Here is a 20,131-nt window from a genome sequence, read left to right as displayed (position 1 = left end):
CCCGCACCGTCAGGCGACGTCCGGCAGATCCTCGATCAGCTTGTCCAGCGTGATCGGGTAGTTGCGGACGCGAATGCCCGTCGCGTTGTGGATGGCGTTGGCCACGGCCGCGCCGACGCCGCAGAGGCCGAGCTCGCCGATGCCCTTGGCCTTCATCGGTGAGGAGCGCGGGTCGGTCTCGTCGAGGAAGATCACCTCCTGGTGCGGGATGTCGGCATGCACCGGCACCTCGTAGCCGGCAAGGTCGTGGTTGACGAAGAAGCCGTGGCGCTTGTCGACGGCGAGTTCCTCCATCAACGCGCCGCCGACGCCCATGGTCATCGCGCCGATGACCTGGCTGCGCGCCGTCATCGGGTTGAGGATGCGGCCCGCCGCGCAAACCGAGAGCATGCGGCGTACCCGTACCTCCGCCGTCGCCCGGTCGACGCCGACCTCGACGAAATGCGCGCCGAAGGTCGATTGCTGCTCGGCATCGGTGAAGCCCTGGTCGAACTCGATCGTGTCTTCCACGGTGATTTCGCCGTCGGCGGCCGCCTGGGCCAGCGGCACCGAGCGGTTGCCGGACCGCACCTCGCCCTCCGCGAAGGTGAGGTCGTCGGCCGAATTGAAGCCGAGCTTGGCGGCGACGGCCTCGCGTAGCTTGACGCAGGCCGCATAGACGCCGGCGGTCGAAGAGTTCGCACCGAACTGGCCGCCCGAACCCGCCGAGACGGGGAAGCTGGAATCGCCCAAGTTCACGGCGACGCGCGACAGGGGCAGCCCCATCATCTCGGCGGCCGTCTGCGCGATGATCGTGTAGGAGCCGGTGCCGATGTCGGTCATGTCGGTCTCGACGGTGACGACGCCGTCCCGCCCCAGCCGGACGCGCGCGCCCGACGGCAGGGTCATGTTGTTGCGGAAGGCCGCGGCGACGCCGACGCCGACCAGCCACTGCCCGTCGCGCACCTGACCGGGGCGCGGATTGCGGGCGTTCCAGCCGAAGCGCTCGGCGCCCTGGCGAAGGCATTCCACCAGCTGGCGCTGCGAGAAGGGCCGGTCCGGCTTCATCGGATCGACCTGCGTGTCGTTGAGCACGCGGAATTCGATCGGGTCGAGCTCGAGCTTCTCGGCCATCTCGTCCATGGCGATCTCCAGCGCCATCAGGCCCGGCGCCTCGCCAGGCGCGCGCATGGCGTTGCCCTCCGGCAGGTCCATCTCGGCGATCCGCATGGAGGCCAGACGATGAGCGCCGGCGTAGAGGAGCTTGGTCTGCGCCACGGCATTCTCGGGATCGCCGCCCTTGAGGTTGCCGGAGGTGCTTTCGTGCGCGATGGCGGCGATGCGCCCGTCCTCTCCCGCGCCGATGCGGATGCGCTGGATGGTGGCGGGGCGGTGCGTCGTGTTGTTGGCCACCTGCGGGCGCGTCAGCGCCACCTTCACCGGACGCCCGGTGGCCTTCGCGCCGAGCGCGGCGAGCACGGCGTCGGTGCGCAGGAACAGCTTGCCGCCGAAGCCGCCACCGACGAAGGGCGACATGAAGCGGATCTCCTCCTTGGGCATGCCGAGCGTCGTCGCGAGATCGGTGACGCCCCAGTCGATCATCTGGTTCGAGGTCCAGATGGTCAGTTCGTCGCCGTCCCAGCGCGCCGTGGAGGCCTGCGGCTCCATCGCCGAATGGCTGTGGTCGGGTGTCGTGTATTCGGCGTCGAGCTGGATCGGCGCCTCGGCGAAGGCCGTCTCGAAGTCGCCGAGGCGATCTTCGGCCGGGGCTTCGCCGCCCGTGTAGAGGGGCGCGCCGTCCTTCAGCGCTTCGAGATCGTAGCGTCCGTCCTCGCGAGCATAATCGACGCGAACGAGAGCGGCGGCCGAACGCGCCTCCTCGAAGCTGCGGGCCACCACCAGGGCCAGGGCCTGATGGTAGTGGTCGACGGCGGGACCGCCGAGCAGCTTGGCGACGTTGAACTTGCCTTTGCCGAGCTCGCCGGCGCTTTCGGCCGTGACGATCGCCAGCACGCCGGGCGCCTTCTGCGCCTCGCCGAGATGCAACGCGGAGATCCGACCCTTGCCGATCGCGGAGCCGACGACGTAGCCGTAGGCGGTGTCGGCGCCGAACTCGTGGTGCTCGTAGGCGTAGGGCGCGGTGCCGGTGACCTTCTGGCGGCCCTCGATACGCTCGTAGGGCTGGCCGACGACCTTCATCCGGTCGATCGGGTTCGTCGTGGCGGGTGTGTCGAACTTCATGGGATCAGCTCCTCGCCTGCGCCATCACCGCGCCGAGCGTGCGCTCGACCAGCGGGACCTTGAACGCGTTGTGCTCGCTCGGCCGGGCATCGGCCAGCAGCCGGCCCGCCGCCGCCTTCGCGCCGCGCGCCATCTCGGCGTCCGCCGCCTCGACGCGCCACGGCCTGGGCGCAACGCCGCCCAAGGCAAAGCGTCCCGTGCCGTCCGGCTGCACCACCGCCGCCACCGAGACCAGCGCGAAGGCGTAGGACGCGCGGTCGCGCACCTTGCGGTAGATGTGGCGACCGCCGAGGGGCTTGGGCACCGTCACCGCGGTGATCAGCTCGCCCGCCTCCAGCGCGGTCTCGACATGGGGCGTGTCGCCGGGCAGGCGGTGGAAGTCGGCGATGGCGATGGCCCGCGTCGCGCCGTCCGGCTTCACCGTCTCGACGACGGCGTCGAGCACGCGCAGGGCGACGTTCATGTCGGACGGGTTGGTCGCGATGCAGGCGTCGCTGGTGCCGACGATGCCGAGCTGGCGCGAATAGCCCTCGATCGCCGAGCAGCCGGAGCCCGGCGCGCGTTTGTTGCAGGCCATGTTGGTGTCGTAGAAATAGGGGCAGCGCGTGCGCTGCAGGAGGTTGCCGGCCGTGGTCGCGCGGTTGCGCAGCTGGCCCGACGCGCCGGCGACGATCGCCCGCGTCAGCACGCCGTAGTCGCGCTTCACGCGCTCGTCGCTGGCGAGATCGGTGTTGCGCACGAGCGCGCCGATGCGCAGACCCCCGTCCTCGGTCGGCTCGATCGTGTCGAGGCTCAAGCCGTTGACGTCGATGAGATGCTGCGGCGTCTCGATCTGCAGCTTCATCAGGTCGAGGAGGTTGGTGCCGCCCGCGATGAACTTGGCGCCGGGTCTGGCGCTCGCGGCCTTGGCGGCGTCGGCGGGCGAGGTCGCGCGCTCGAAGGTGAAGGACTTCATGCGGGCCTCCCGGCAACCTCGGTCATCGCCTCGGCAATGTTGGAATAGGCGCCGCAGCGGCAGAGGTTTCCGCTCATGCGCTCGCGCAGCTCGGCGTTCGAGGCTTCGGGTGTGGCCGTGAGATCGGCGGTGACGTGGCTGGGAATGCCGGCCTTCACCTCGGCGAGCACGGCGACGGCCGAGACGATCTGGCCGGGCGTGCAGTAGCCGCACTGGTAGCCGTCGTGCTTGAGGAAGGCGTCCTGCATCGGGTGCATCCGGTCGGGCGTGCCGAGCCCCTCGATCGTGGTGATCTCGTCGCCCTCGTGCATCGCGGCGAGCGACAGGCAGGAGACCATGCGCCGCCCGTTGACCATTACGGTGCAGGCGCCGCACTGGCCGTGGTCGCAGCCCTTCTTGGTGCCGGTGAGATGCAGATGCTCGCGCAGCGCGTCGAGCAGCGTCGTGCGCAGGTCCAGATCCAGCGCACGAGACTCGCCGTTCACGCGGAAGGAGACCTTCGCGGTGACGGGGCTCTCGGTCGGGGCGCCGGCTTGCGCTGAGGCGGAAGAGGGAAGCATCGTGGTTGCCACGCAGGCGGAAGCGCTGACCATCAGGTCCCTCCGGTTCAGTTCGAAATCGGTCGTTCTCGTCATGGCTCTTTCTTTCGTCGAGCGCTTCCGACAGGCCCTGTCCGCGCACAGGCGGCGGACGGGCCGGAAAGTGGGTCGGTGAAACCCGATGACTGGCATCGAGATTTCCGTCGTAGATTGAAACTAGTCTAAACTGGCGGGTTCATTACCCGTCGAAATCGAAATGCTCTTATATCGTGGGCTCATGAATGCGACGGGAGCGGGCTCGGCTCCCGTGTCCTGACGGCATCGTGTCCTGCGTTCGGGTTGATCGGGGTCGGTCGGCGCGTCCGAACGCGGGGTTTCAGGGGCACAGGCCGGGCTTGCATTTGCCGACGGCGCCCCCGATGACAAAGAGACTGTCCCGGCACCTTCGCCCCGGACGCGGCGTGCGGAGACGAGATGACCGAGAGCAAGACCCCTCCGCCGATTTCCTCGGGCATTCCCGGTCTCGACGAGATCCTGCGCGGCGGGTTGCCGCCCTCCAACCTCTACATGCTGCAGGGCGCCCCGGGGGCGGGCAAGACCACCGCCGCCCTTCAGTTCCTCCTCGCCGGCGTCGCGGCGGGCGAGACATGCATCTATGTCAGCCTCTCGCAGACCAAGTCGGAGCTGGAAAGCATCGCCCATTCGCACGGTTGGACGATGGACGGCATTCGCGTCGAGGAGCTTTCCGCCTCCGACAGCGTCAACGGCGCCTCCGACCAGACGATCTTCCAGACCGCCGAGTTGCGGCTCGACGAGACGCGCCAGGCGATCGAGCGGGCCATCGAGGAGCACCGGCCGAACCGCCTCGTCTACGACTCGCTCCTCGAGATCCGCCTCATCACCGGCGACACGCCGCGCTTCCGCCGCGAGTTGATCGGCTTCAAGGCGTTTCTGGCCAAGCGCAACGTCGTGGCGCTGCTGCTCGACACGCAGAACGGTCAGTCGATGAACGGCGAGGAGGTCGAGGGCATCGCCCACGGCGTCATCCGCTTCCACAAGTCGCTGGAGGATTACGGCGCGGTGCGCCGGCGGATCGAGGTCAGCAAGATGCGCGGCGTTCCCATCGCCGACGGCTATCACGACATGGCCATTCGCGAGGGGCAGGGGGTCGTGGTCTTCCCGCGCATCGTTCCCGGCGCGGTGGTCGAGCAGACCCAGCCCGAACTGATCAAGTCCGGCGTCGCGATGCTCGACGACATGTTCGGGGGCGGGCAGGAATCGGGCACGATCACCCTCGTCATCGGCCAGTCCGGAACCGGCAAGTCGACCATGGCCTCGCTCTACGCCACCGCCGCTCTGGAGCGGGGCGAGAGCGTCGCGCTGTTCCTGTTCGAGGAGCGGCTGGAGACCTTCTTCCGCCGGTCCGAGGGCCTCGGCATGGCGCTGCGTCCGTTCTACGAGAGCGGCAAGCTCATCATCCGCGACTTCAATCCCAACGAGATCTCGCCGGGCGAATTCGCGCAGGTGGTGCAGGGCATCGTCTCGACGGAGCGTTCGCGCGTCGTCGTGATCGACAGCTTCACGGGCTATCTCAACTCGCTGCCGCATCGCGAGAAGGCCGTTCGCGACATCCAGTCCCTCTTGAAATATCTGGCGCGGGCCGGCGTGCTGACGATGCTCATCGTCGCCCAGCACGGCCTGCTCGGGCAGAATGTCGGGATCGACGTCGACGTCAGCTTCCTCGGCGACACGGTGCTGCTGCTGCGCATCACCGAGCACGACGGGCGGCTCCGGCGCAACATCACCGTCGTCAAGAAGCGCCACGGCCCGCACGACCTCGACGTCCACGAGCTCTTCATCCGGAGTTCGGGGATCAGCGTCGTTCCCTACAACCCGCTTCCGGAAGCGTGAACGTTCCCCGGCCCGACGACGTCTCGGCGCTCGACCACGTACTGGTGCTCGCGCCCTATCGAAGCGACGCGGCGTATCTGGCCAAGATGCTCGACGAGCACGAGATCGGCGTCGACGTGGCGTCGGGCATCGCGGAACTCGCCGACCGCCTTTCGGCGGCGCCCGGCGTCCTCCTGCTGACGCACGAGGCGCTGACGCGTGCCGTGATGGAGGCCGTCGCCGCGCATCTGCAAGGCCAGCAGGCGTGGTCGGAGATGCCGATCGTCGTGCTTCTCGATCGCGGCTCGCCCGATGCCCGGATCAAGGCCGAGCTCAGCGCCGCCTGGCCACGGGCGCGACAACTCTTCTACAAGCGCCCGGTGACGGCGGTCGAACTGGTCAGCGGCGTCCAGTCGGCGCTGCTGGCGCGGCTTCGCCAGCGCGACGTGCGCGATCACATCTCGCGCGAGATCGAGCTGCGGCGCGAACTGAACCACCGCGTCAAGAACATCCTCGCCAGCGTCGCGTCGATCTTCGAGGTGACGCGTCGCGGCGCGACCACCCTCGACGGGTTCGCCGCCGACTTTCGCGGTCGGCTGGGCGCGCTCGACAAGGTGCATTCGGCCGTCTTCCGCGCCGAGGGCGAGGTCGTGGCGCTGTCGGAGATCGCCGAGCTGACCTTCGAGCCCTATCGCCAGGCGGGGCTCGAACGCATCGCGGTTCGCGGCCCCGCGATCCTGCTCACCCGCGAGGCGGGAACGACGCTGGCGCTCTGCCTGCACGAACTCGCGACGAACGCCATCAAGTACGGGGCGCTGTCGCGGCCCGAGGGCCGCGTCGCGTTCGAATGGTCGCTCGTCGGCGACGATCGGGCGGAACTCGCCATGAGATGGACCGAGAGCGGCGGGCCGCCCGTCGAGGAACCCGTGCGGGTGGGCTACGGCACACGCTATCTGCGGTCGGCGCTGAAGGCCATGCTCGGCCGCAGTCCGACGCTCGTCTTCGACCGGGCGGGGTTGATCTGCGAGGCGTCGGGGCCTCTTTCGCGGGTCGCGGGCAACCCCTGACGGCAGACTGCGTTGGTGGCGCATGAACGACGACGCCCCGCCCCGCCCCGCTCCCTTGCGCATCCTGCATGTCGAGGACAATCCGCTCATCGTCTTCCATGTCGAACAGATGGTCGAGGATCTCGGACATGCCGTGGTCGGCTCCTTCGACAGTTTCGCCGCGCTCCGTGCCAGCGGCGGCGAACTGGCGTTCGACGGCGCCCTCATCGACATCGACCTGGTGGACGGGCGCACAGGTCCGGCCGCCGCCGAATGGCTGCACGAGCGGGGCATCCCGTCGATCTTCCTGACCGGACAGGCCGAGGTCGCCGCCGACTATGGCCACCTTTCGCTGGCGATCCTCACCAAGCCGATCGACATGGGAAAGCTCGGCGAGGCATTGGACTTGTTGCGTGAGCCTCGGCCCGGCAAGCGCGCGAACGACGGCGCCGCTACGGCAGCGGGTTCGATGGGCGCGGCGCTCGGTCGCCCTTAGCAAGCCCGGTCTCCCTCAGTTCGCGCCGGGGCGCCTGCGAGCTCGCAAGCGCCCGCGCAGCTTTCGAAACAGGCCCCGCTCGCTGAAGGCCTCGAACATCTCTTCCGGCCCCTCGGGGTCGAGAACCTCGTTGTCGGCCAGCCATTCCTCGACCGCGTTGAGGTCCGGCGTCTCGTAGGGGCGCAGGCTCTTGCCCGGCCCGCGCATCGCCTCGATGGTCGCGATCAGCGATCCCGTGGCGGCCACCCGCTGCGCCACCGTCCGGGTGTCGGCGCCCAGGTGCTCGGCCAGAAGGTCGTCGCGGATCGCGACGATCGTCTCGCCCAACCCCTCGTTTCCGACCAGATTCCCGTCGATCGTCACGTCGCATTCGGTGTCGAGCCGCAGCGAGCGGTTGTTCATGTTGGACGAGCCGATCCTGAGGCTCCGGTCGTCGACGATCAGGATCTTGGCATGGACGTAGATCGCCTCGCCGCCGTCGGTGAACGGATGGTAGATGCGGAAGCGGCCGTGCCGGTCGCGTCGGCGCAGCGCCTCGACGAGGCGCGCGCGCGCCGTGTCCATCACGATCGGCTCCAGCCAGCCCTGCGCCGTCAGCGGGTTGACGACGACGATCTCGGGACCGTCCTCCTCGTCCAGTCGCTTGGCGATGGCCTCGGCGATGCGCCGCGAGGCGAAATACTGGCTCTCGGCGTAGATCAGGCGCTTGGCCCCGGCGATCTGATCGACATAGAGCGCCTCGATCTCACGCACGGGATCCTCGCCGGGCATCTCGGGCGCCGAGCGCGACACCGCCATGTCGATGTCGGTGAAGTGAGCGGGCAAGCCGTCCGGCCAGCAGGAGGGCAGATCCTCCACCGGCTCCATCGCCCGCCCGCCCGCATGGTGCCACCGATCGCGCGCGACCTGCGCCATGGCTTTCGCCATCGGGCCTTCGACGGCGGTGGTCGCGTCGTGCCAGGGCTTGTACATCGTGCCGTTCGGCCGGCGTCGGCGCGTGTCCTCGTGGCGGTGCTCGCGCGTGTCCCAGCGGTCCTCGGTCATGTCGATGCCGCCGCAGAAGGCGAAGCTGTCGTCGACCACGACGATCTTCTGGTGGTGCGAGCCGCCGAAGGGATGGGCGCCGTCGAGCTTGGTGTGGATGCGCGGATGGCTCATCCACTTCAGCACGGTGAAGATCGTCGAGCCGCGCGTCAGCGTCTTCAGCGCACCGAGATCCCATCGCAGCAGGTAGACTTCGAGTTCGGGCCGGTTGCGCGCCAGCCAGTAGATGAAGTCGCCGACCTTCTCGGGCGCCTCGTCGCCATCCTCGCCCCGCCCGAGCGTGATGCGCCCGTCGAAATCCCAGCCAACGAGGACGATGCGCCGGCGCGCCTTCAGCATCGCGGCGCGCGCCCATCGGAAATAGTCGTCGGCGTCGACGATCACCGAGGCGCGGGTCGCCCGCTCGATGCGCTGGCAGTTGTGGCCGGGCTGGAGCGGCGAGGCGCGCTCGTCCGGTTCGGCGACGCTTGCCGCCTGCAGGTTGTGAGTCGTCATCGCGCGACCCCCGTCGAAGTCGATTCGTGGCCGAGCCAGGCCTTGACATGGGCCACTCGTCCGAGCCGGAGCGCGGCGGTGGCGATCGGCGTCGCGAAGACGACGAGAAGAACTTCGGGGACCGTCCGGAGGACGGCGAGCACCGAGACGGCAACAGTTCTGCAGGACATGGGAACGCTTCACGCTTCGGGCAGAAGGAGGGAAGCGGCCTGGCGAAAGGTTGCCGCTTCCCGAGAGACGGCGGAGTGAGCCGCGCTCAGGGGAAATGGTCCTTCACGACGTTTCCGCCAAGGTCGCTTCGTGCCGAACCATCGGCTGGCGAACGTTTCTGTCGCCTGCCGAATTTCGTCTTCGTGCCCTGATCTGATCTCCGCCCATGCTGATCCTCGCCCATGGGGCCTCCGCGCCGTCCAGGCGAGACACCCGCCGGTTGCGGGAAGAACGGACCGGAATGTCGCAGGTTCCCTTGCTTTTATTGCGCTGCGCAAGGGGGCGGTCCGGGTCGACGGGGGGAGGGCGCAGGACCGCCCGACCTTCGCGCGAGAGCGATGTCCGCGAACCCGGATCGGAGTCCAGGTTCAAGATCCTTCGGCCCTTGCGCACGGCGTTCGCCAGTCGATCGTCAGTACGACTTCCTAATTCAGCGCTTGATCTCGCGACTCGCTTTAAACCGTTGTTGAGGCTGGCCGCATAAACTCCGATGCACCAAGACGACGAACCCTTTCTGCACCGACGGATGCTTGCATCGATGACCGGACATTCATGCATCTGGCCGCGCGCCCTGACCTTGCCGATCGCGCTGGCCTCTCTCCTCGGTGCCTGTGCGATCGCCGGGGCGAGCGACCTGTCCGCAGACCTTCGCGGGTTTCTCGCACCGGACTTCCTGCACGAGAAGGTGCAGGCCGCCGCCGTGCCGGCCTTCCTGCCGGCCTTCCTGCCGCCCGTCGAGTTGCGCTCGCTGCTGCGCATGATCCACCTCGTCGGCCTTTGCCTCGGCTTCGGCACCGCCATGACGCTCGACGGCACCGCGCTCGCGTGGCTGCGCAGCGGGCGTGCGCCGGTCCACGCGAGCGAACATCTCGAGGTCGGCGGACGCATCGTGCTCGTGGGGTTCGCCCTGCTCTGGGCCTCCGGCGTCGCGCTCACCTGGCTCGCGGTGCTGGCCGATCCCGCCTTCCTGACCAACCCGAAGATCTGGGCCAAGGTCGTCGTCGTCACGGCGCTGACGGTGAACGCCTTCATGCTGCACATTCGCGTTCTGCCGACCTTTTCCCGATCGCTCGGCCGCTCGATCGACGGGCGCTGGCGCAAACGCGAGCGCGTTTCCTTCGTCGCCTGCGGCGCGGTGTCCGGGGCGTCCTGGGTGCTGGCCTTCGCGCTCGGCGTGCTGCGCGAATGGAACTATGCGGCGTCCTTCGCCGCCATCATGGCGCTCTGGCTGATCGGCATGGCGCTCGCCGCGGCGGCGATCCTGCTGCTGATGCCGGCCGGTCGGGGCGCGGCCCGCTACGAGGGGCCGGATCGACGCGGCGCGGTGTGAGGCGCAGCCGTCACGGTACGCTCAAACCGAAATCCGCGGGGTCCTCGATCGGCCAGGCTTCGTCGCCGGCGGCGGGCGACGCGGCGTCGAAGACGAGAACCGCGAAGAGTGCGCCCGCAAGGAACGGTCCGAAGGCGAGCCGTGTGCCGCGCCCGACCGAACCGCCGACCAGCCGCAGCCCGCCCAGCCACACGAGGGCGGCGAGCGACGCCAGAAGAATGACGAGGGTCATGTCGGAGAGGCCGGTCCACAGCGCGGCGGCGGCGACGAACTTCACGTCGCCGAGCCCGAGCCCGACCCGGCCGCGCATCCGGCGGTAGACCCAGCGCAGCAGCAGCAGCAGCGACCCGATCGCGGCCGCGTCGAGCAGTCGGTCGACGAACTGCGCGGGGTGGAGCGCGATCAGCCGCGCAAGGCCGAGGAGCGCGATCGCGAGGTTCCAGACGTCGGGAATCCGGCGCTCGCGGGCATCGGTCACGGCGACCGCGAGGAGTGCCACGCCGAGCGCCACGAGAAAGGCCGTCTCGAGGCCGGCGTCTAGAGCGGTGCCGGTCGGCATGGGGACGTTCGCCTTATCCGTGCGCGGCCGGGGCCGGCCGGCGCTTCATCAGTTGCCGCCGCCCGACAGGTCGGTGTCCTCGCCCGATCCGCCGGGCTTGCCGTCGCGTCCGAGCGAGGCGATGTGGAAGCTGCCCGCCGTCGGCTCGTAGAGATAGGCGCGTCCCCAAGGGTCCAGGGTGCCGGTGGACTGCTTGAGGTACGGCCCGTTCCAGCCCGGCGTGCCGTCGCCCTGCGTCAGCGCCGCCAGCCCCTGGTCCGCCGTCGGATAGGACCCCGCGTCGAGATAATAGAGCTCCACCGCGCTGGCGAGGTTGCGGATCTGCGAGGCCGCCGTGTCCGCCTTGGCCATGCCGATGTAGCCGAGGACGCGCGGACCGACCAGGGTGCCGACGAGCGCGATGATGGCGAGCACCACCAGAAGCTCCACCAGCGTGAAGCCCGCCTCGCCCTCGGGGGCCGCCTCGTTCGTCCGCGTGTCGGCTGTCGGCTGCATCGTGTTCCCTCTCGGCCGCTTCGGCTCCTCGATCATCGCCGGAGACTAGCGGACGGCCTTTGCGATCCGGTGAATCCCGCGGCCCGAATGCACGGCAATCGCGCCGGTCGGAGCGGTCATCGGCCTCCGATGTCGAGCACCCTTCGCAACGAACCGCAGACGGGAGCGTCGTTGCCCTCGGTCTCGCCGGACGAGGGCTGCGAGAGCGGGCGCCACCAGCGCTGTACGCGGAGCTCCCCGGGCGTGTCGCCGTCGAAGCCGACGAGGGCTCCGCGCGCCGCCTTGGCGACGCCGCGAGGGTCGATCAGCCGAATCTCGACGCTGAACCGGCCGCGTTCGCTCGCGAGCTGCCAGCGGGCGAGGTCCGGCTGGCGCGCCGCGTCGGCGGCCAGCCGGGCGCGCGCGGCGACGTCCATCGCCGTGAAATCGACGCCGGCGCGCGGGTTCCACACCGTGAGCAGCGGCAGGATGCGAGCCAGCGCGGCGGGGTCGGCCGAGGGAAGCTGGGCGATCTCGCCGACATCGCCGAAGGCGCCGTTGCGCGGCCCCCAGGGCAGGCCCTTCTGCGCATATTGGGCGCGTTCGCCGACGCCGTTCGCCTGCGGGTCGTCATCGGGATCGCGAAAGTCGGCCACCTCGTCGGCGAGGCGCAGCGCGATCTGGCCGTCGAGCCCGGCAGCGGCGAAGACCGCCCGCAGCATCGCCACCGGCGCGCCGTTCAGATCGACGAGCCCGCCCTGGTCGACCACCCGGACGAGGAGGCGCGTGCCGTCGTCGGACAGCCGGCAGACGACCGGCGATCCGTCGACGGGCAGCGGCAGGGGTGCGGGCAGAGCAGGGGCGGGGGCGTTCGCGCCGGTGCTGCCCGCGGTCGCCGCGGCGAGAACGGCCTCGGCGTCGAGCGGGCGCCGGGGCACGGGGCGCAGCGCGTCGGCGACGAAGAGCGCGGCACCGTCGACGCGGGCCTGCGCGCGCGTCGCGACGCCGCGGTTGGCCGCCTGCATCGCCAGCAGGCGCGACTTCACGGCAAGGCTGGCGGCGAGCCCGACGAAGAGCACGATCACCACGAGCACCGTCAGGAGCACGAACCCGTCGTCGCCCTCGCCCTCGCCCTCGCGGCGCGCCATCCGGGGTCAGCGCACGATGCGCTGGATCGTGGTGGGATCGCGGTCCTCCAGCCCCAGCCGCGCCAGACCCTCGCGGAACTCGCGCGTCACCGCCTCCGCCTCCGAGCCGTTGCGCATCACGCGCGGCCGGATGAAGATCACGAGCTCGGTCCGCTTCTTCACGTCGGAGCGGTTGCGGAAGGCCGCGCCGAGCACCGGCACGTTTCCGAGCACCGGCACGGACTCGTTGCCCTTCTCGCGCGATTCCTGCACGAGGCCGCCGAGCGCGATGCTCTGGCCGTCGCTGACCACCACGGTGGTGGCGACCTTGCGCTGGCGGATGGTGGGCGAATCGATGCCCGAACTCGTGGTCCGCACGACGTCGCTGACCTCCTGCTCGATGTTGAGGAGGACGTGGCCGTTCGAGTTGACCCGCGGCGTCACCGACAGGATGACGCCGGTGTCCTTCATCTCCACCTTGTTGACGATCGGCGCGTCGATCGAGGCGCTGGTGGCGGAGGCGGTCTGCGTCACCACGGGAACCTGGTCGCCGATCTGCAGGCGCGCCGTCCGGTTGTCGAGGACGGTGAGGGTGGGCGAGGAGATGACCTTGACGTTGGTGATCGAGGCGAGGGCGTTCAGCACGACCTGGAAGTTCACGTCGCTGAAGAAGTAGGAGAAGCCCGGCGCCACGGCCGCGATGGCGCCGTTCGCGGCGTCGCTGAGGCGGCCCTTGCCCTTGCCGCCGTTGTTCTCGAAGAACCAGCGCAGCCCGAACTTCAGCTGGTCGTTGAGGGTGACCTCGGCGATCACGGCCTCGATCAGCACCTGGTTGGCCATCTTGTCGGAGGCGACGAGGATCGGCAGGAGCCGGTCGTACTGGGCCTTCGTGGCGACGACGATGAGGGCGTTGTTGGGCTCGTCGGCCACCACGATCATCTTGCCGGCCGCGGTCGGGGTGGCCTCGGCGGCGTCTTCCGGCGTCGCGGCGTCGAGGCTGGCCGAGCCGGCGGCCTCGCCGCTCAAGCCGACGGTCGAGCGGATCGCCGAGAGGCCGGACGCGACGCCGCTCGCGCCCTCGCTCGCCATCATCCCCTGCACGATGGTCGCCAGTTCCTTGGCCGGACGGTTCTCCACCTTGTAGACGAAGTTCTGGGTGGTGTTGGCCGAGGCCACGTAGTCGAGCTTGGCGATGTAGTCGCGGACCCGGGCGAGGTGGCGCTGGTTGGCCGCGATCACCAGGATGGAGTTCAGCTCGCGGCTCGGCACGAAGCGCACGGCGCCCTCGCCGGGTCCGCCGTCGGTGGAGAACAGCGCCTCCAGCTGCTTGGTGATCGCCACCGCGTCGCCGCCGCTCTGCAGCGGGAAGATCGCGGCGGACTGGCCGCGCATCCAGTCGACGTCGAAGAGGGCGATGGCCTCCTGCATGGAGCGGATCTGCTCGGCGGTGCCGGTGAGCACCAGCACGTTGCGGGCGGTGTCGGCCCGCAGCACGCCGCTCGGCGCGATCGGCGCCAGGATGCGCTGCATTTCGGCGGCCGAGATCGACTGCAGGGGAACGATGCGCGCGCCGTTGCCGACCTGGACGTCCCGTCCGTTTCCGAACGACAGGCTGCCCGTCTGCATCGGATCCTGCCCGGCGCTGATGCGGTAGATGCCGCCGGTCTCGACGATCGACAGGCCCTTGGCGGCGAGAACCGACTGGAAGCTGTCGACGAGCGCCTGCTTGGAGACCGGCTTCGATGTCTGCAGGGTCACCGTGCCGGACACGTCGTCGCCGAGGACGTAGTTGGCGTGGAGGATCTCGGTGAAGATGGCGTTCGCCGCCGTGCGGATGGGAACGTCGACGAGGTTGAGCGTCACGGTCTCGCCCTGATCCGTGAAGAGCGGCGCCGCATCGGCGCGCGAACCGCTGGACAGGGTCACCTCGGTCGGCGTCGGGCGGGACGCCCGGTCGAAGATGCCCTGGCGTCTGGTTCGCTGGCGCGGCGTGCTCAGCGAGCGCGTCGCCTCCAGTCCGGTGCGCACGGTGGTCGTCGGGCCGCCGGGCGGCGGTGGCGGCGGCGTGCAGGCGGAGGACAGGAGCGCCAGGGTGAGAAGCAGGACCGTGGCGGGGCGGCGTCCATCGACCAGTCCGATTCCGACTCGCATGGCGATTCCACTTTATCCGCACCTCGGGCTGCGAACCTGATCGGTGCGGGAGCCGACATAGTCCTCTGAAGGACAGGCCTAGCCCGGCAAGGTGGATCGAAGCTTGAAAGCCTTATCGGACAAGGGATTAGTTCGTTTCACTGTGCAATTTCGGCGGGTCGGCGACGGGACCGCGACGGGCCCGCGGGTGCCTCAAGGATCAGCGTCGGCTGCGCTTGTCGGCCACGGCGGTCGAGGCCGCCGGGTGGATCAGAAGCGGGGCGAAGCGCCGGCTGTCCTTCGGGGGAAGCTCCACCTCGATCCGAACGAGCGCGGGCGACTGACCAAGCGCGTGCCATTCGGGACGCCAGTCCGGCTCACCTTCGCCCTCGCCTTCGAGCGGGGCGTCGGCATAGGCGAAGCGAGCCGCGCGGATGCCCCGGATCAGCACGGTCCTCGTCTCGCCCGGCAGCGCGGCGTCGATCGCGAGATCGCCGCGCGCCACTCCGCGCAGCTCCACGAGGTCGAGACCGTTCTTGGCGGCGGCGAGCGAGAGCGTGATGCGCTGGATGCCGTCGACTTCGAGGACGGGATCGCTCGGCGCCAGAAACCGCATCGCGGCCTGCGTGCCGTCGAACGGGGCGGCGCCCGCCAGCGGCAGATCCGCCAGCGCCTCGCCGACGCTGCGCATCAGATGGTCGCGCACGAGGGCCGTCTCGGCGGCGGCGTCGATCCGGCCCGCCAGCGGCGACATCCGCCGCACGGCGTCGAGGCCCTGGCCGATCACGAGAGTGATGAGCGCCATGAGCGCCAGCACGACGAGGAGTTCCACGAGGGTCGTGCCGGCTTCGGGATCGTCGTCGCACACTGACGGGGAGGGGCACACCGGGGAGGGGCACACCGGGGAGGGGCACACCGGGGAGGCGCTCATCGGGGTGCGCCCGTCAGCACGAGGGTGCCGAGCAGGGGCGCGGTGGCCGGCGTGCTCTTGCCGCCGACGCCGACCGTCACCCTCACGAGGCGCTTCGCGCCCTCCGGCGGCGGGAGGCCGGCCCCCTCCACGGGCTCGACGAGCGACCACCAGGCGAGGCCGTCCTCGACGCCTTGCCGGCGCGCGGGCGCCAGCCAGGGCGCCGCCCGCGCGCGCTCGAGGATGCGCTCGGCGAGATCCAGCCGAGCGTCGCTGCGGGCCACCGCCGCGACGCTCGCGGTGGAGCCGCCGAAGGCACGCATCATCGCCAGCGTCACGAGGGCGAGAATGGCGAAGGCCACCAGCACCTCCGCCAGCGCGAACCCGTCCTCGTCCGAGCGCTTGGAGGGCGCCGCGCTCATGGCGCCGAGGCTCGCACCACGCCGGTGAGCCACTCCACCGTCAGGCTGCGCCGCGTCTCGCCCATGCGGATGTCGATACGCCCGCCGGTGGAGCGTCCGTCCGGCAGGAAGGCAATTGTGGAGCGCCCGCCCGCGGGGGAGGCGGCGCGCGCCTCGCGCGCGGTGGTGAGGTCGAGCGTCACGCCGGCGGGCAGGGGGACGGGCCGCGCGCCCGCGCGCTGCCAGGCGCGGCTCTCGCCGTCGAACACGAGATCGCGCCGGTCGCCGGCGCGAATGGCGTCGATGCGGGTGCGCGCGAGATCGGCGGCGAGGCGCTCGGCGGTGGCGCGCACCAGGCGCTCCGGCCCGCCGCGCGACATCGAGGCGCCGGCGATCCCGGCGGTCACCGCCAGGATCGCGAGGACCACGAGCATCTCGACGAGCGTGAAGCCGGCCTCGGCTGCCACGTCGGGTGGCACCGGGTTGCCGGTCACTGGGTCGCCAAATCGTTGACGGAGAAGATCGCGCTCATGATCGACAGGATCAGCCCGCCGACGACGAGGCCCATCAGCGCGGTGATGAGCGGGGTCATCACCGTGAACAGACGATCGATGCGCGTCCGCACCGTCTCCTCGTGCAGTTCGGCCGCGCGCATCAGCATGTCCGGCACCCGGTTCACCTCCTCGCCGGTGGCGATCATCTGCAGCGTCATCGGCGACAGCGGTTCGAGGTCCGACAGCGCCGCAGCGAGGCGCGCGCCCTCGGGAATGCGGCGCGCGGCCTCGGACACGGCATGGCGCACGGCGCGGCTTTTGGGCACCTGCCGCGCCGCGTCGATCGCCGCCGGCAGCGGCACCTGCGCGCCGAGCAGCGTGCCGAGGATGCGGCAGAGCCGCCCCATCTCGATGCCCACGAGCACCGGCCCCAGAAGCGGCGCCCGGAACAGCGCATCCTCGCGCGCCCTCGCGAAACCCGGCCGGCGCCACGCGAAGGCGAGGGCACCCACGGCACCGAGCAGCCCGGCGAGAAGGATCGGCCAGCGGTCGGCGAGAAGGCCGCGGAGCGAGCGGGTCAGCGCGATGATGGCGGGCGGGGCGACGTCGGGCTGGTCGAAGAGCGGCTCCAGCGAGGGCACGAGCACGGCGAGGACGAGGCCGACGATGCCGAGCGCCATCGTCAAGAGCAGCGCGGGATAGATGAGGGCCGAGACGACCGTGCGCCGGATCTCCTCGGCGCGGGCCCGCGACAGCGCGAGATCGGACAGGACCCGGCTGAGCGTTCCCGTCAGCTCGCCGGCTGCCGTGACCTCGATCACGTCGCGCGGGAAGAGCTGGGGATGGCGGGCCAGAGCCCGCGACAGCGCGAGACCGGACAGGACGTCGGCGAGGATCGCCTCGAGATGCGGTTTGACGGGATCGGGGGCCTGGCGGATCACCAGCCGCAGCGAGCGGTCGATGGTCAGCCCGGCGCCGAGCAGCAGCGACAGATCCTTGAGGATCGGCAGGAGATGGGCGCGCGACGCCCCGCCGCCGAAGTCTCGAGTCCAGAGGCTGGTGCGAGAGGAGACCGGCTCGAGCCGGGTGACGCGTGCCCCGCCGGCCGCGGCGAGCGCCATGGCCTCGGGGCGCGTCGCGGCCTCGACCCGGCCCGACCGCCGCAGTCCCTTGGCGTCCAGCGCCTCGAAGCGGAAATGCGTCATGCCCGGCCTCCCGCTGCCAGATGGACGCCGTTCGGCAGCGCGGCCAGGAGAAAGGGTTCGACGCCCATATCGACGAGGCGCGTCCCCGAGGTGGCGGCCGAGTTGGTGTGGAGCGTCGTCGTCTTGCCCGAGCCGGTCGGCCCGGTGACGAGCAAGATGGCGCTCGGCCGGTTCGCCATCGCGTCGATGCGCGCCGCGAGCGGGGTGGGAAAGCCGGGCAACTCATCGTCGCCGTCGCGGCAGGACTGGCCGAGCGGGCGCAGCAACAGCACTTCGATCTGCGGGCGCACCAGCACGCCGGGCTCTACGAAGCCGTGCGGCGTCGGCAAGGTTTCGAGGCGAGCGTCCTCCCGGCGATCGGCGATCACCGCCGTCGGCCGCCGCTTCGAACCCCAAACCCGCATCGACCGATCCCCCGTTGGCCATTCAAGAAGTGCGGAAGATGATTAACAATCCATAGATGCTCCCGCGCTACGCTCGATCGAAGCGAACGAATGTGGAGCGAGGCGTGCGTCGGGAAGCTGCAAGGGCCGAGGAGGCCGCCCGTCCCGATCTGGCGGATCGAGCCCGGCAGGGCTGGGCCTGGTGGGTCGACGAACTGCGCGCCATGGTGCCGCGTGCGCTGCTGGTGCGCTCCAGCGACCGCGCGGCGAGCATCGACTGCCTGCTTCTGCCGGACGGTCGCATCGCCTTCGATCTCGCCCGCGCCGGGCAGATGCCGTCGGCCTCGGAGGCTCGCGAGCCGGACGAGGCGGCGGCGGCCCGTCTGGCAGTGCTGCGTGCGGCGGCCCGGCGCCCCACCGTGCGCCTCTCGGTGCCGCGGGACATCTGCCTGTCGCGCCGCTCCGTGCTGCCGGTGCGCGCGCTGGCCCATGCCGGCGCCATCCTTCGCCACGAGATCGAAGCGCGGATGCCGATCGAGCCCGAGGGCATCCTCTGCGACTGGTATGTGGAGACCGAGGACACCGGGGCCGGGACGCTCCACGTCGTCCAGATCGCGCTGGCGCGCGCGCACATCGCACGCGCCGAGGCCGCCTTCGCCGCGGCCGGGCTGGCGATGACGCATCTGACGGTCGGCGACGGCGAGGCGCGGCCGGTGCCCGTCGATCTCGTCGGCCGGCACGAGCCGAGCCTCCATGCCGCGTTCCTCGGCCTGCCGCTTGCCGCCAAGCTGCTTCTGGCCGCCGCCCTCGCGCTGGCGCTCTACGCCCCGTTCGAGGCCGCCGGCCGGCTTGCGGGCGCGGCAGACGCGATGGCGCAGACGAGGGCGGGGCTGCCGAAGGTCGGGCCTGCCGCGGTCTCGGCCGCCGCGGTGGCCGATTCGCTGGAGGCGCGGGCGACGCGCCGTCCGCTTGCCGCCCTTCTCGACGAGCTCTCGCGCCGCCTGCCGCGCGCGGCGTCGGTGACGCGGCTCGACTATCGCGGCGAGACGCTGACGCTCGGTTTGACCGGTGCGCCGGGCGAGACCGCACGCACGGCCCTCGCCGGCAGCCCGATGTTCGCCTCCGTCACCGCCGGGCCGGACGACACGCTGGTTCTCGCCGTGGCGGCGGCCCCCGGAGACGCCCCAGCCGCACAGGAGACCGGACGATGATCGCGCGGTTGCAGAATGCCCCGCTGGCGCGTCGCGCCGGGGCCCTCGCGCTCCTGGCCCTCGCGGCCTGGATCGTCGTTCCCCCGCTGCTCAACCCTCTGCAGGGCTGGCGAGACGGGCGGATCGCGGTCGGCGAGGAAAGCGAGCGCCTCGATCGTGCGCAGCGGCTTGCGGCGCGCCGCGCCGCGGTCGTCGCTCTGGCCGACACGCCGGACGCCCCCTTTCTCGTCGCGCCCGATGCGGCGTCGGCGACGGCGGGCCTCGCGGCCCGCGTTTCTGGCGCGGTTGCGGGGGCCACCATGCGGCTCACCGCGGAGGCGTCCCCGGTGATCGACGAGCGTCCGGGCGCTCGCGTCGCGCTGCGCTACCGTTTCGAGGGCACGCAGGGCGGCCTCTACGCCTTCCTGTCCGCCATCGAAACCCGGCCGCCTTTCTTGCGCGTCGACGACCTGCAGGCCGTGCCGGCGACGGCGGGCGACGGAAGCATCGGCCTCTCCGGCAGCTTCGCAGTGTCCACCGTTCCCCTCCTGAGGCCGCAGCCATGACCGTCCGCCGTACGCTCCGTCCGAGCGAGCGCTGGTCGGCGCTCGTCTGCTTGTGTTCCACGGCGCTCGTCGCCCTGGCGGTCGGCGAGCCGCTCATGATCGACGGGGCGGGCGGGCCGGTTTCCGTGCCGCTCGCGCGCATCGTTCCCGAGGCGGCGGGCGGCGGCTCGTTCCTCTCCGGTCCCGTCTTCGATCCGCTGCGTCGACCGGTCGACGCTGCGACGGGACTCTTCGCCGAACCCGGGCCGATCGACCCCGCTGCGGCCTCGCCGCCGCCGCTGCGCCTTGCCGGCATCGTCGTGGAGGGGGCCGCGCCGAAGGCAACGTTCGCCGGCGTCGATTCCTGGCTGGAGGTCGGCAGCACGATCGACGGCTGGACCCTCGCCGCCGTGGAGCCGCGCCGCGTGATCCTCCACCGGGGCGAGGACACGAAGGTGCTCGACTTCACCGACGCCTTTCGGTGAGGC

The 20,131-nt window shown here is 70.7% G+C and carries 20 protein-coding genes; 7 read left to right on the top strand and 13 right to left on the bottom strand.

Going from position 1 to position 20,131, the window contains the following annotated elements; translation table 11 throughout:
* Positions 1-9 precede the first annotated feature (9 nt).
* From paoC to paoA, 3 genes are read right to left on the bottom strand one after another with little or no spacing between them, the layout of a single operon-like run.
* Entirely contained in the window at positions 10-2,220 is a 2,211-nt protein-coding gene (paoC, locus tag GGR04_RS04415) for an aldehyde oxidoreductase molybdenum-binding subunit PaoC (protein ID WP_183198224.1), read from the bottom strand.
* Between the two features lie 4 nt (positions 2,221-2,224).
* Positions 2,225-3,175 (bottom strand): FAD binding domain-containing protein, encoded by a 951-nt coding sequence (locus GGR04_RS04410; RefSeq protein WP_183198222.1) that lies wholly within the window; start codon positions 3,173-3,175, stop codon positions 2,225-2,227.
* Positions 3,172-3,810 carry an aldehyde dehydrogenase iron-sulfur subunit PaoA gene (paoA, locus tag GGR04_RS04405; RefSeq protein ID WP_183198219.1) on the bottom strand — a complete coding sequence of 213 codons (639 nt, stop codon included), beginning with the start codon at positions 3,808-3,810 and terminating at the stop codon, positions 3,172-3,174. The genes GGR04_RS04410 and paoA overlap by 4 nt, the downstream gene beginning before the upstream one ends.
* 378 nt (positions 3,811-4,188) lie before the next feature.
* On the opposite strand from paoA, the gene GGR04_RS04400 reads away from it, so the two are divergent.
* From GGR04_RS04400 to GGR04_RS04390, 3 genes are read left to right on the top strand one after another with little or no spacing between them, the layout of a single operon-like run.
* Entirely contained in the window at positions 4,189-5,625 is a 1,437-nt protein-coding gene (locus tag GGR04_RS04400) for a DUF7125 family protein (RefSeq protein WP_183198217.1), read from the top strand.
* Positions 5,622-6,671 carry an HWE histidine kinase domain-containing protein gene (locus GGR04_RS04395; protein WP_312857397.1) on the top strand — a complete coding sequence of 350 codons (1,050 nt, stop codon included), beginning with the start codon at positions 5,622-5,624 and terminating at the stop codon, positions 6,669-6,671. Before GGR04_RS04400 ends, GGR04_RS04395 begins: the two co-directional genes overlap by 4 nt.
* A 22-nt stretch (positions 6,672-6,693) precedes the next feature.
* Positions 6,694-7,146 carry a response regulator gene (locus tag GGR04_RS04390; RefSeq protein WP_183198215.1) on the top strand — a complete coding sequence of 151 codons (453 nt, stop codon included), beginning with the start codon at positions 6,694-6,696 and terminating at the stop codon, positions 7,144-7,146.
* A 15-nt stretch (positions 7,147-7,161) separates the two neighbouring features.
* On the opposite strand, the gene GGR04_RS04385 is transcribed toward GGR04_RS04390, so the two are convergent.
* On the bottom strand, positions 7,162-8,685 hold the full coding sequence (locus GGR04_RS04385; protein WP_183198213.1) for a phospholipase D-like domain-containing protein: 1,524 nt from the start codon (positions 8,683-8,685) through the stop codon (positions 7,162-7,164).
* A 748-nt stretch (positions 8,686-9,433) separates the two neighbouring features.
* On the opposite strand from GGR04_RS04385, the gene GGR04_RS04380 reads away from it, so the two are divergent.
* Complete coding sequence (locus tag GGR04_RS04380; protein ID WP_183198211.1) at positions 9,434-10,225, top strand: hypothetical protein; 792 nt, start codon at positions 9,434-9,436, stop codon at positions 10,223-10,225.
* Between the two features lie 10 nt (positions 10,226-10,235).
* Here the strand turns inward: GGR04_RS04380 and GGR04_RS04375 are convergent, their stop codons facing one another.
* The 9 genes from GGR04_RS04375 to GGR04_RS04335 all read right to left on the bottom strand — a co-directional run bounded on the left by GGR04_RS04375 (position 10,236) and on the right by GGR04_RS04335 (position 17,929).
* Positions 10,236-10,784 carry a prepilin peptidase gene (locus GGR04_RS04375; RefSeq protein WP_183198209.1) on the bottom strand — a complete coding sequence of 183 codons (549 nt, stop codon included), beginning with the start codon at positions 10,782-10,784 and terminating at the stop codon, positions 10,236-10,238.
* Between the two features lie 48 nt (positions 10,785-10,832).
* Complete coding sequence (gspG, locus tag GGR04_RS04370; protein ID WP_183198207.1) at positions 10,833-11,279, bottom strand: type II secretion system major pseudopilin GspG; 447 nt, start codon at positions 11,277-11,279, stop codon at positions 10,833-10,835.
* A 116-nt stretch (positions 11,280-11,395) separates the two neighbouring features.
* Positions 11,396-12,406 carry a type II secretion system protein GspK gene (locus GGR04_RS04365; protein WP_183198205.1) on the bottom strand — a complete coding sequence of 337 codons (1,011 nt, stop codon included), beginning with the start codon at positions 12,404-12,406 and terminating at the stop codon, positions 11,396-11,398.
* Positions 12,407-12,412: 6 nt separating this feature from the next.
* The gene (gspD, locus tag GGR04_RS04360) at positions 12,413-14,536 is read right to left on the bottom strand and encodes a type II secretion system secretin GspD (RefSeq protein ID WP_183198203.1); all 2,124 of its coding nucleotides are present in this window, start codon (positions 14,534-14,536) and stop codon (positions 12,413-12,415) included.
* 199 nt (positions 14,537-14,735) lie between these two features.
* On the bottom strand, positions 14,736-15,446 hold the full coding sequence (locus GGR04_RS04355) for a hypothetical protein (RefSeq protein ID WP_183198201.1): 711 nt from the start codon (positions 15,444-15,446) through the stop codon (positions 14,736-14,738).
* Positions 15,443-15,847: a type IV pilus modification PilV family protein gene (locus GGR04_RS04350; RefSeq protein ID WP_183198200.1), complete on the bottom strand. Its 405-nt coding sequence runs from the start codon at positions 15,845-15,847 to the stop codon at positions 15,443-15,445. The genes GGR04_RS04355 and GGR04_RS04350 overlap by 4 nt, the downstream gene beginning before the upstream one ends.
* Positions 15,844-16,320: a GspH/FimT family pseudopilin gene (locus GGR04_RS04345; RefSeq protein WP_210291617.1), complete on the bottom strand. Its 477-nt coding sequence runs from the start codon at positions 16,318-16,320 to the stop codon at positions 15,844-15,846. Before GGR04_RS04345 ends, GGR04_RS04350 begins: the two co-directional genes overlap by 4 nt.
* On the bottom strand, positions 16,317-17,525 hold the full coding sequence (locus GGR04_RS04340) for a type II secretion system F family protein (protein WP_183198196.1): 1,209 nt from the start codon (positions 17,523-17,525) through the stop codon (positions 16,317-16,319). Before GGR04_RS04340 ends, GGR04_RS04345 begins: the two co-directional genes overlap by 4 nt.
* Entirely contained in the window at positions 17,522-17,929 is a 408-nt protein-coding gene (locus GGR04_RS04335) for an ATPase, T2SS/T4P/T4SS family (protein ID WP_183198194.1), read from the bottom strand. The genes GGR04_RS04340 and GGR04_RS04335 overlap by 4 nt, the downstream gene beginning before the upstream one ends.
* Positions 17,930-18,033: 104 nt before the next feature.
* On the opposite strand from GGR04_RS04335, the gene GGR04_RS04330 reads away from it, so the two are divergent.
* The 3 genes from GGR04_RS04330 to GGR04_RS04320 are packed head-to-tail and all read left to right on the top strand — an operon-like array spanning position 18,034 to position 20,128.
* Positions 18,034-19,119 (top strand): PilN family protein, encoded by a 1,086-nt coding sequence (locus GGR04_RS04330; protein WP_183198191.1) that lies wholly within the window; start codon positions 18,034-18,036, stop codon positions 19,117-19,119.
* Complete coding sequence (gene gspM, locus GGR04_RS04325; protein ID WP_183198190.1) at positions 19,116-19,664, top strand: type II secretion system protein GspM; 549 nt, start codon at positions 19,116-19,118, stop codon at positions 19,662-19,664. The genes GGR04_RS04330 and gspM overlap by 4 nt, the downstream gene beginning before the upstream one ends.
* Positions 19,661-20,128: a hypothetical protein gene (locus tag GGR04_RS04320; RefSeq protein ID WP_183198188.1), complete on the top strand. Its 468-nt coding sequence runs from the start codon at positions 19,661-19,663 to the stop codon at positions 20,126-20,128. Before gspM ends, GGR04_RS04320 begins: the two co-directional genes overlap by 4 nt.
* Positions 20,129-20,131: the final 3 nt, after the last annotated feature.

The organism is Aureimonas pseudogalii (genome assembly GCF_014196835.1).
GTDB classification, from domain to species: Bacteria; Pseudomonadota; Alphaproteobacteria; order Rhizobiales; family Rhizobiaceae; genus Aureimonas; species Aureimonas pseudogalii.
This window is presented reverse-complemented; position numbering and strand designations above follow the sequence as displayed.

Coding starts and splice junctions, on each gene's coding strand:
- paoC (WP_183198224.1), bottom strand. CDS start 2,220: ATGAAGTTCGACACACCCGCCACGACGAACCCGATCGACCGGATGAAG.
- GGR04_RS04355 (WP_183198201.1), bottom strand. CDS start 15,446: ATGAGCGCCTCCCCGGTGTGCCCCTCCCCGGTGTGCCCCTCCCCGGTG.
- GGR04_RS04320 (WP_183198188.1), top strand. CDS start 19,661: ATGACCGTCCGCCGTACGCTCCGTCCGAGCGAGCGCTGGTCGGCGCTC.
- GGR04_RS04365 (WP_183198205.1), bottom strand. CDS start 12,406: ATGGCGCGCCGCGAGGGCGAGGGCGAGGGCGACGACGGGTTCGTGCTC.
- GGR04_RS04390 (WP_183198215.1), top strand. CDS start 6,694: ATGAACGACGACGCCCCGCCCCGCCCCGCTCCCTTGCGCATCCTGCAT.
- GGR04_RS04410 (WP_183198222.1), bottom strand. CDS start 3,175: ATGAAGTCCTTCACCTTCGAGCGCGCGACCTCGCCCGCCGACGCCGCC.
- gspG (WP_183198207.1), bottom strand. CDS start 11,279: ATGCAGCCGACAGCCGACACGCGGACGAACGAGGCGGCCCCCGAGGGC.
- GGR04_RS04350 (WP_183198200.1), bottom strand. CDS start 15,847: ATGAGCGCGGCGCCCTCCAAGCGCTCGGACGAGGACGGGTTCGCGCTG.
- gspM (WP_183198190.1), top strand. CDS start 19,116: ATGATCGCGCGGTTGCAGAATGCCCCGCTGGCGCGTCGCGCCGGGGCC.
- GGR04_RS04375 (WP_183198209.1), bottom strand. CDS start 10,784: ATGCCGACCGGCACCGCTCTAGACGCCGGCCTCGAGACGGCCTTTCTC.
- GGR04_RS04335 (WP_183198194.1), bottom strand. CDS start 17,929: ATGCGGGTTTGGGGTTCGAAGCGGCGGCCGACGGCGGTGATCGCCGAT.
- GGR04_RS04385 (WP_183198213.1), bottom strand. CDS start 8,685: ATGACGACTCACAACCTGCAGGCGGCAAGCGTCGCCGAACCGGACGAG.
- GGR04_RS04380 (WP_183198211.1), top strand. CDS start 9,434: ATGACCGGACATTCATGCATCTGGCCGCGCGCCCTGACCTTGCCGATC.
- GGR04_RS04400 (WP_183198217.1), top strand. CDS start 4,189: ATGACCGAGAGCAAGACCCCTCCGCCGATTTCCTCGGGCATTCCCGGT.
- GGR04_RS04340 (WP_183198196.1), bottom strand. CDS start 17,525: ATGACGCATTTCCGCTTCGAGGCGCTGGACGCCAAGGGACTGCGGCGG.
- paoA (WP_183198219.1), bottom strand. CDS start 3,810: ATGACGAGAACGACCGATTTCGAACTGAACCGGAGGGACCTGATGGTC.
- gspD (WP_183198203.1), bottom strand. CDS start 14,536: ATGCGAGTCGGAATCGGACTGGTCGATGGACGCCGCCCCGCCACGGTC.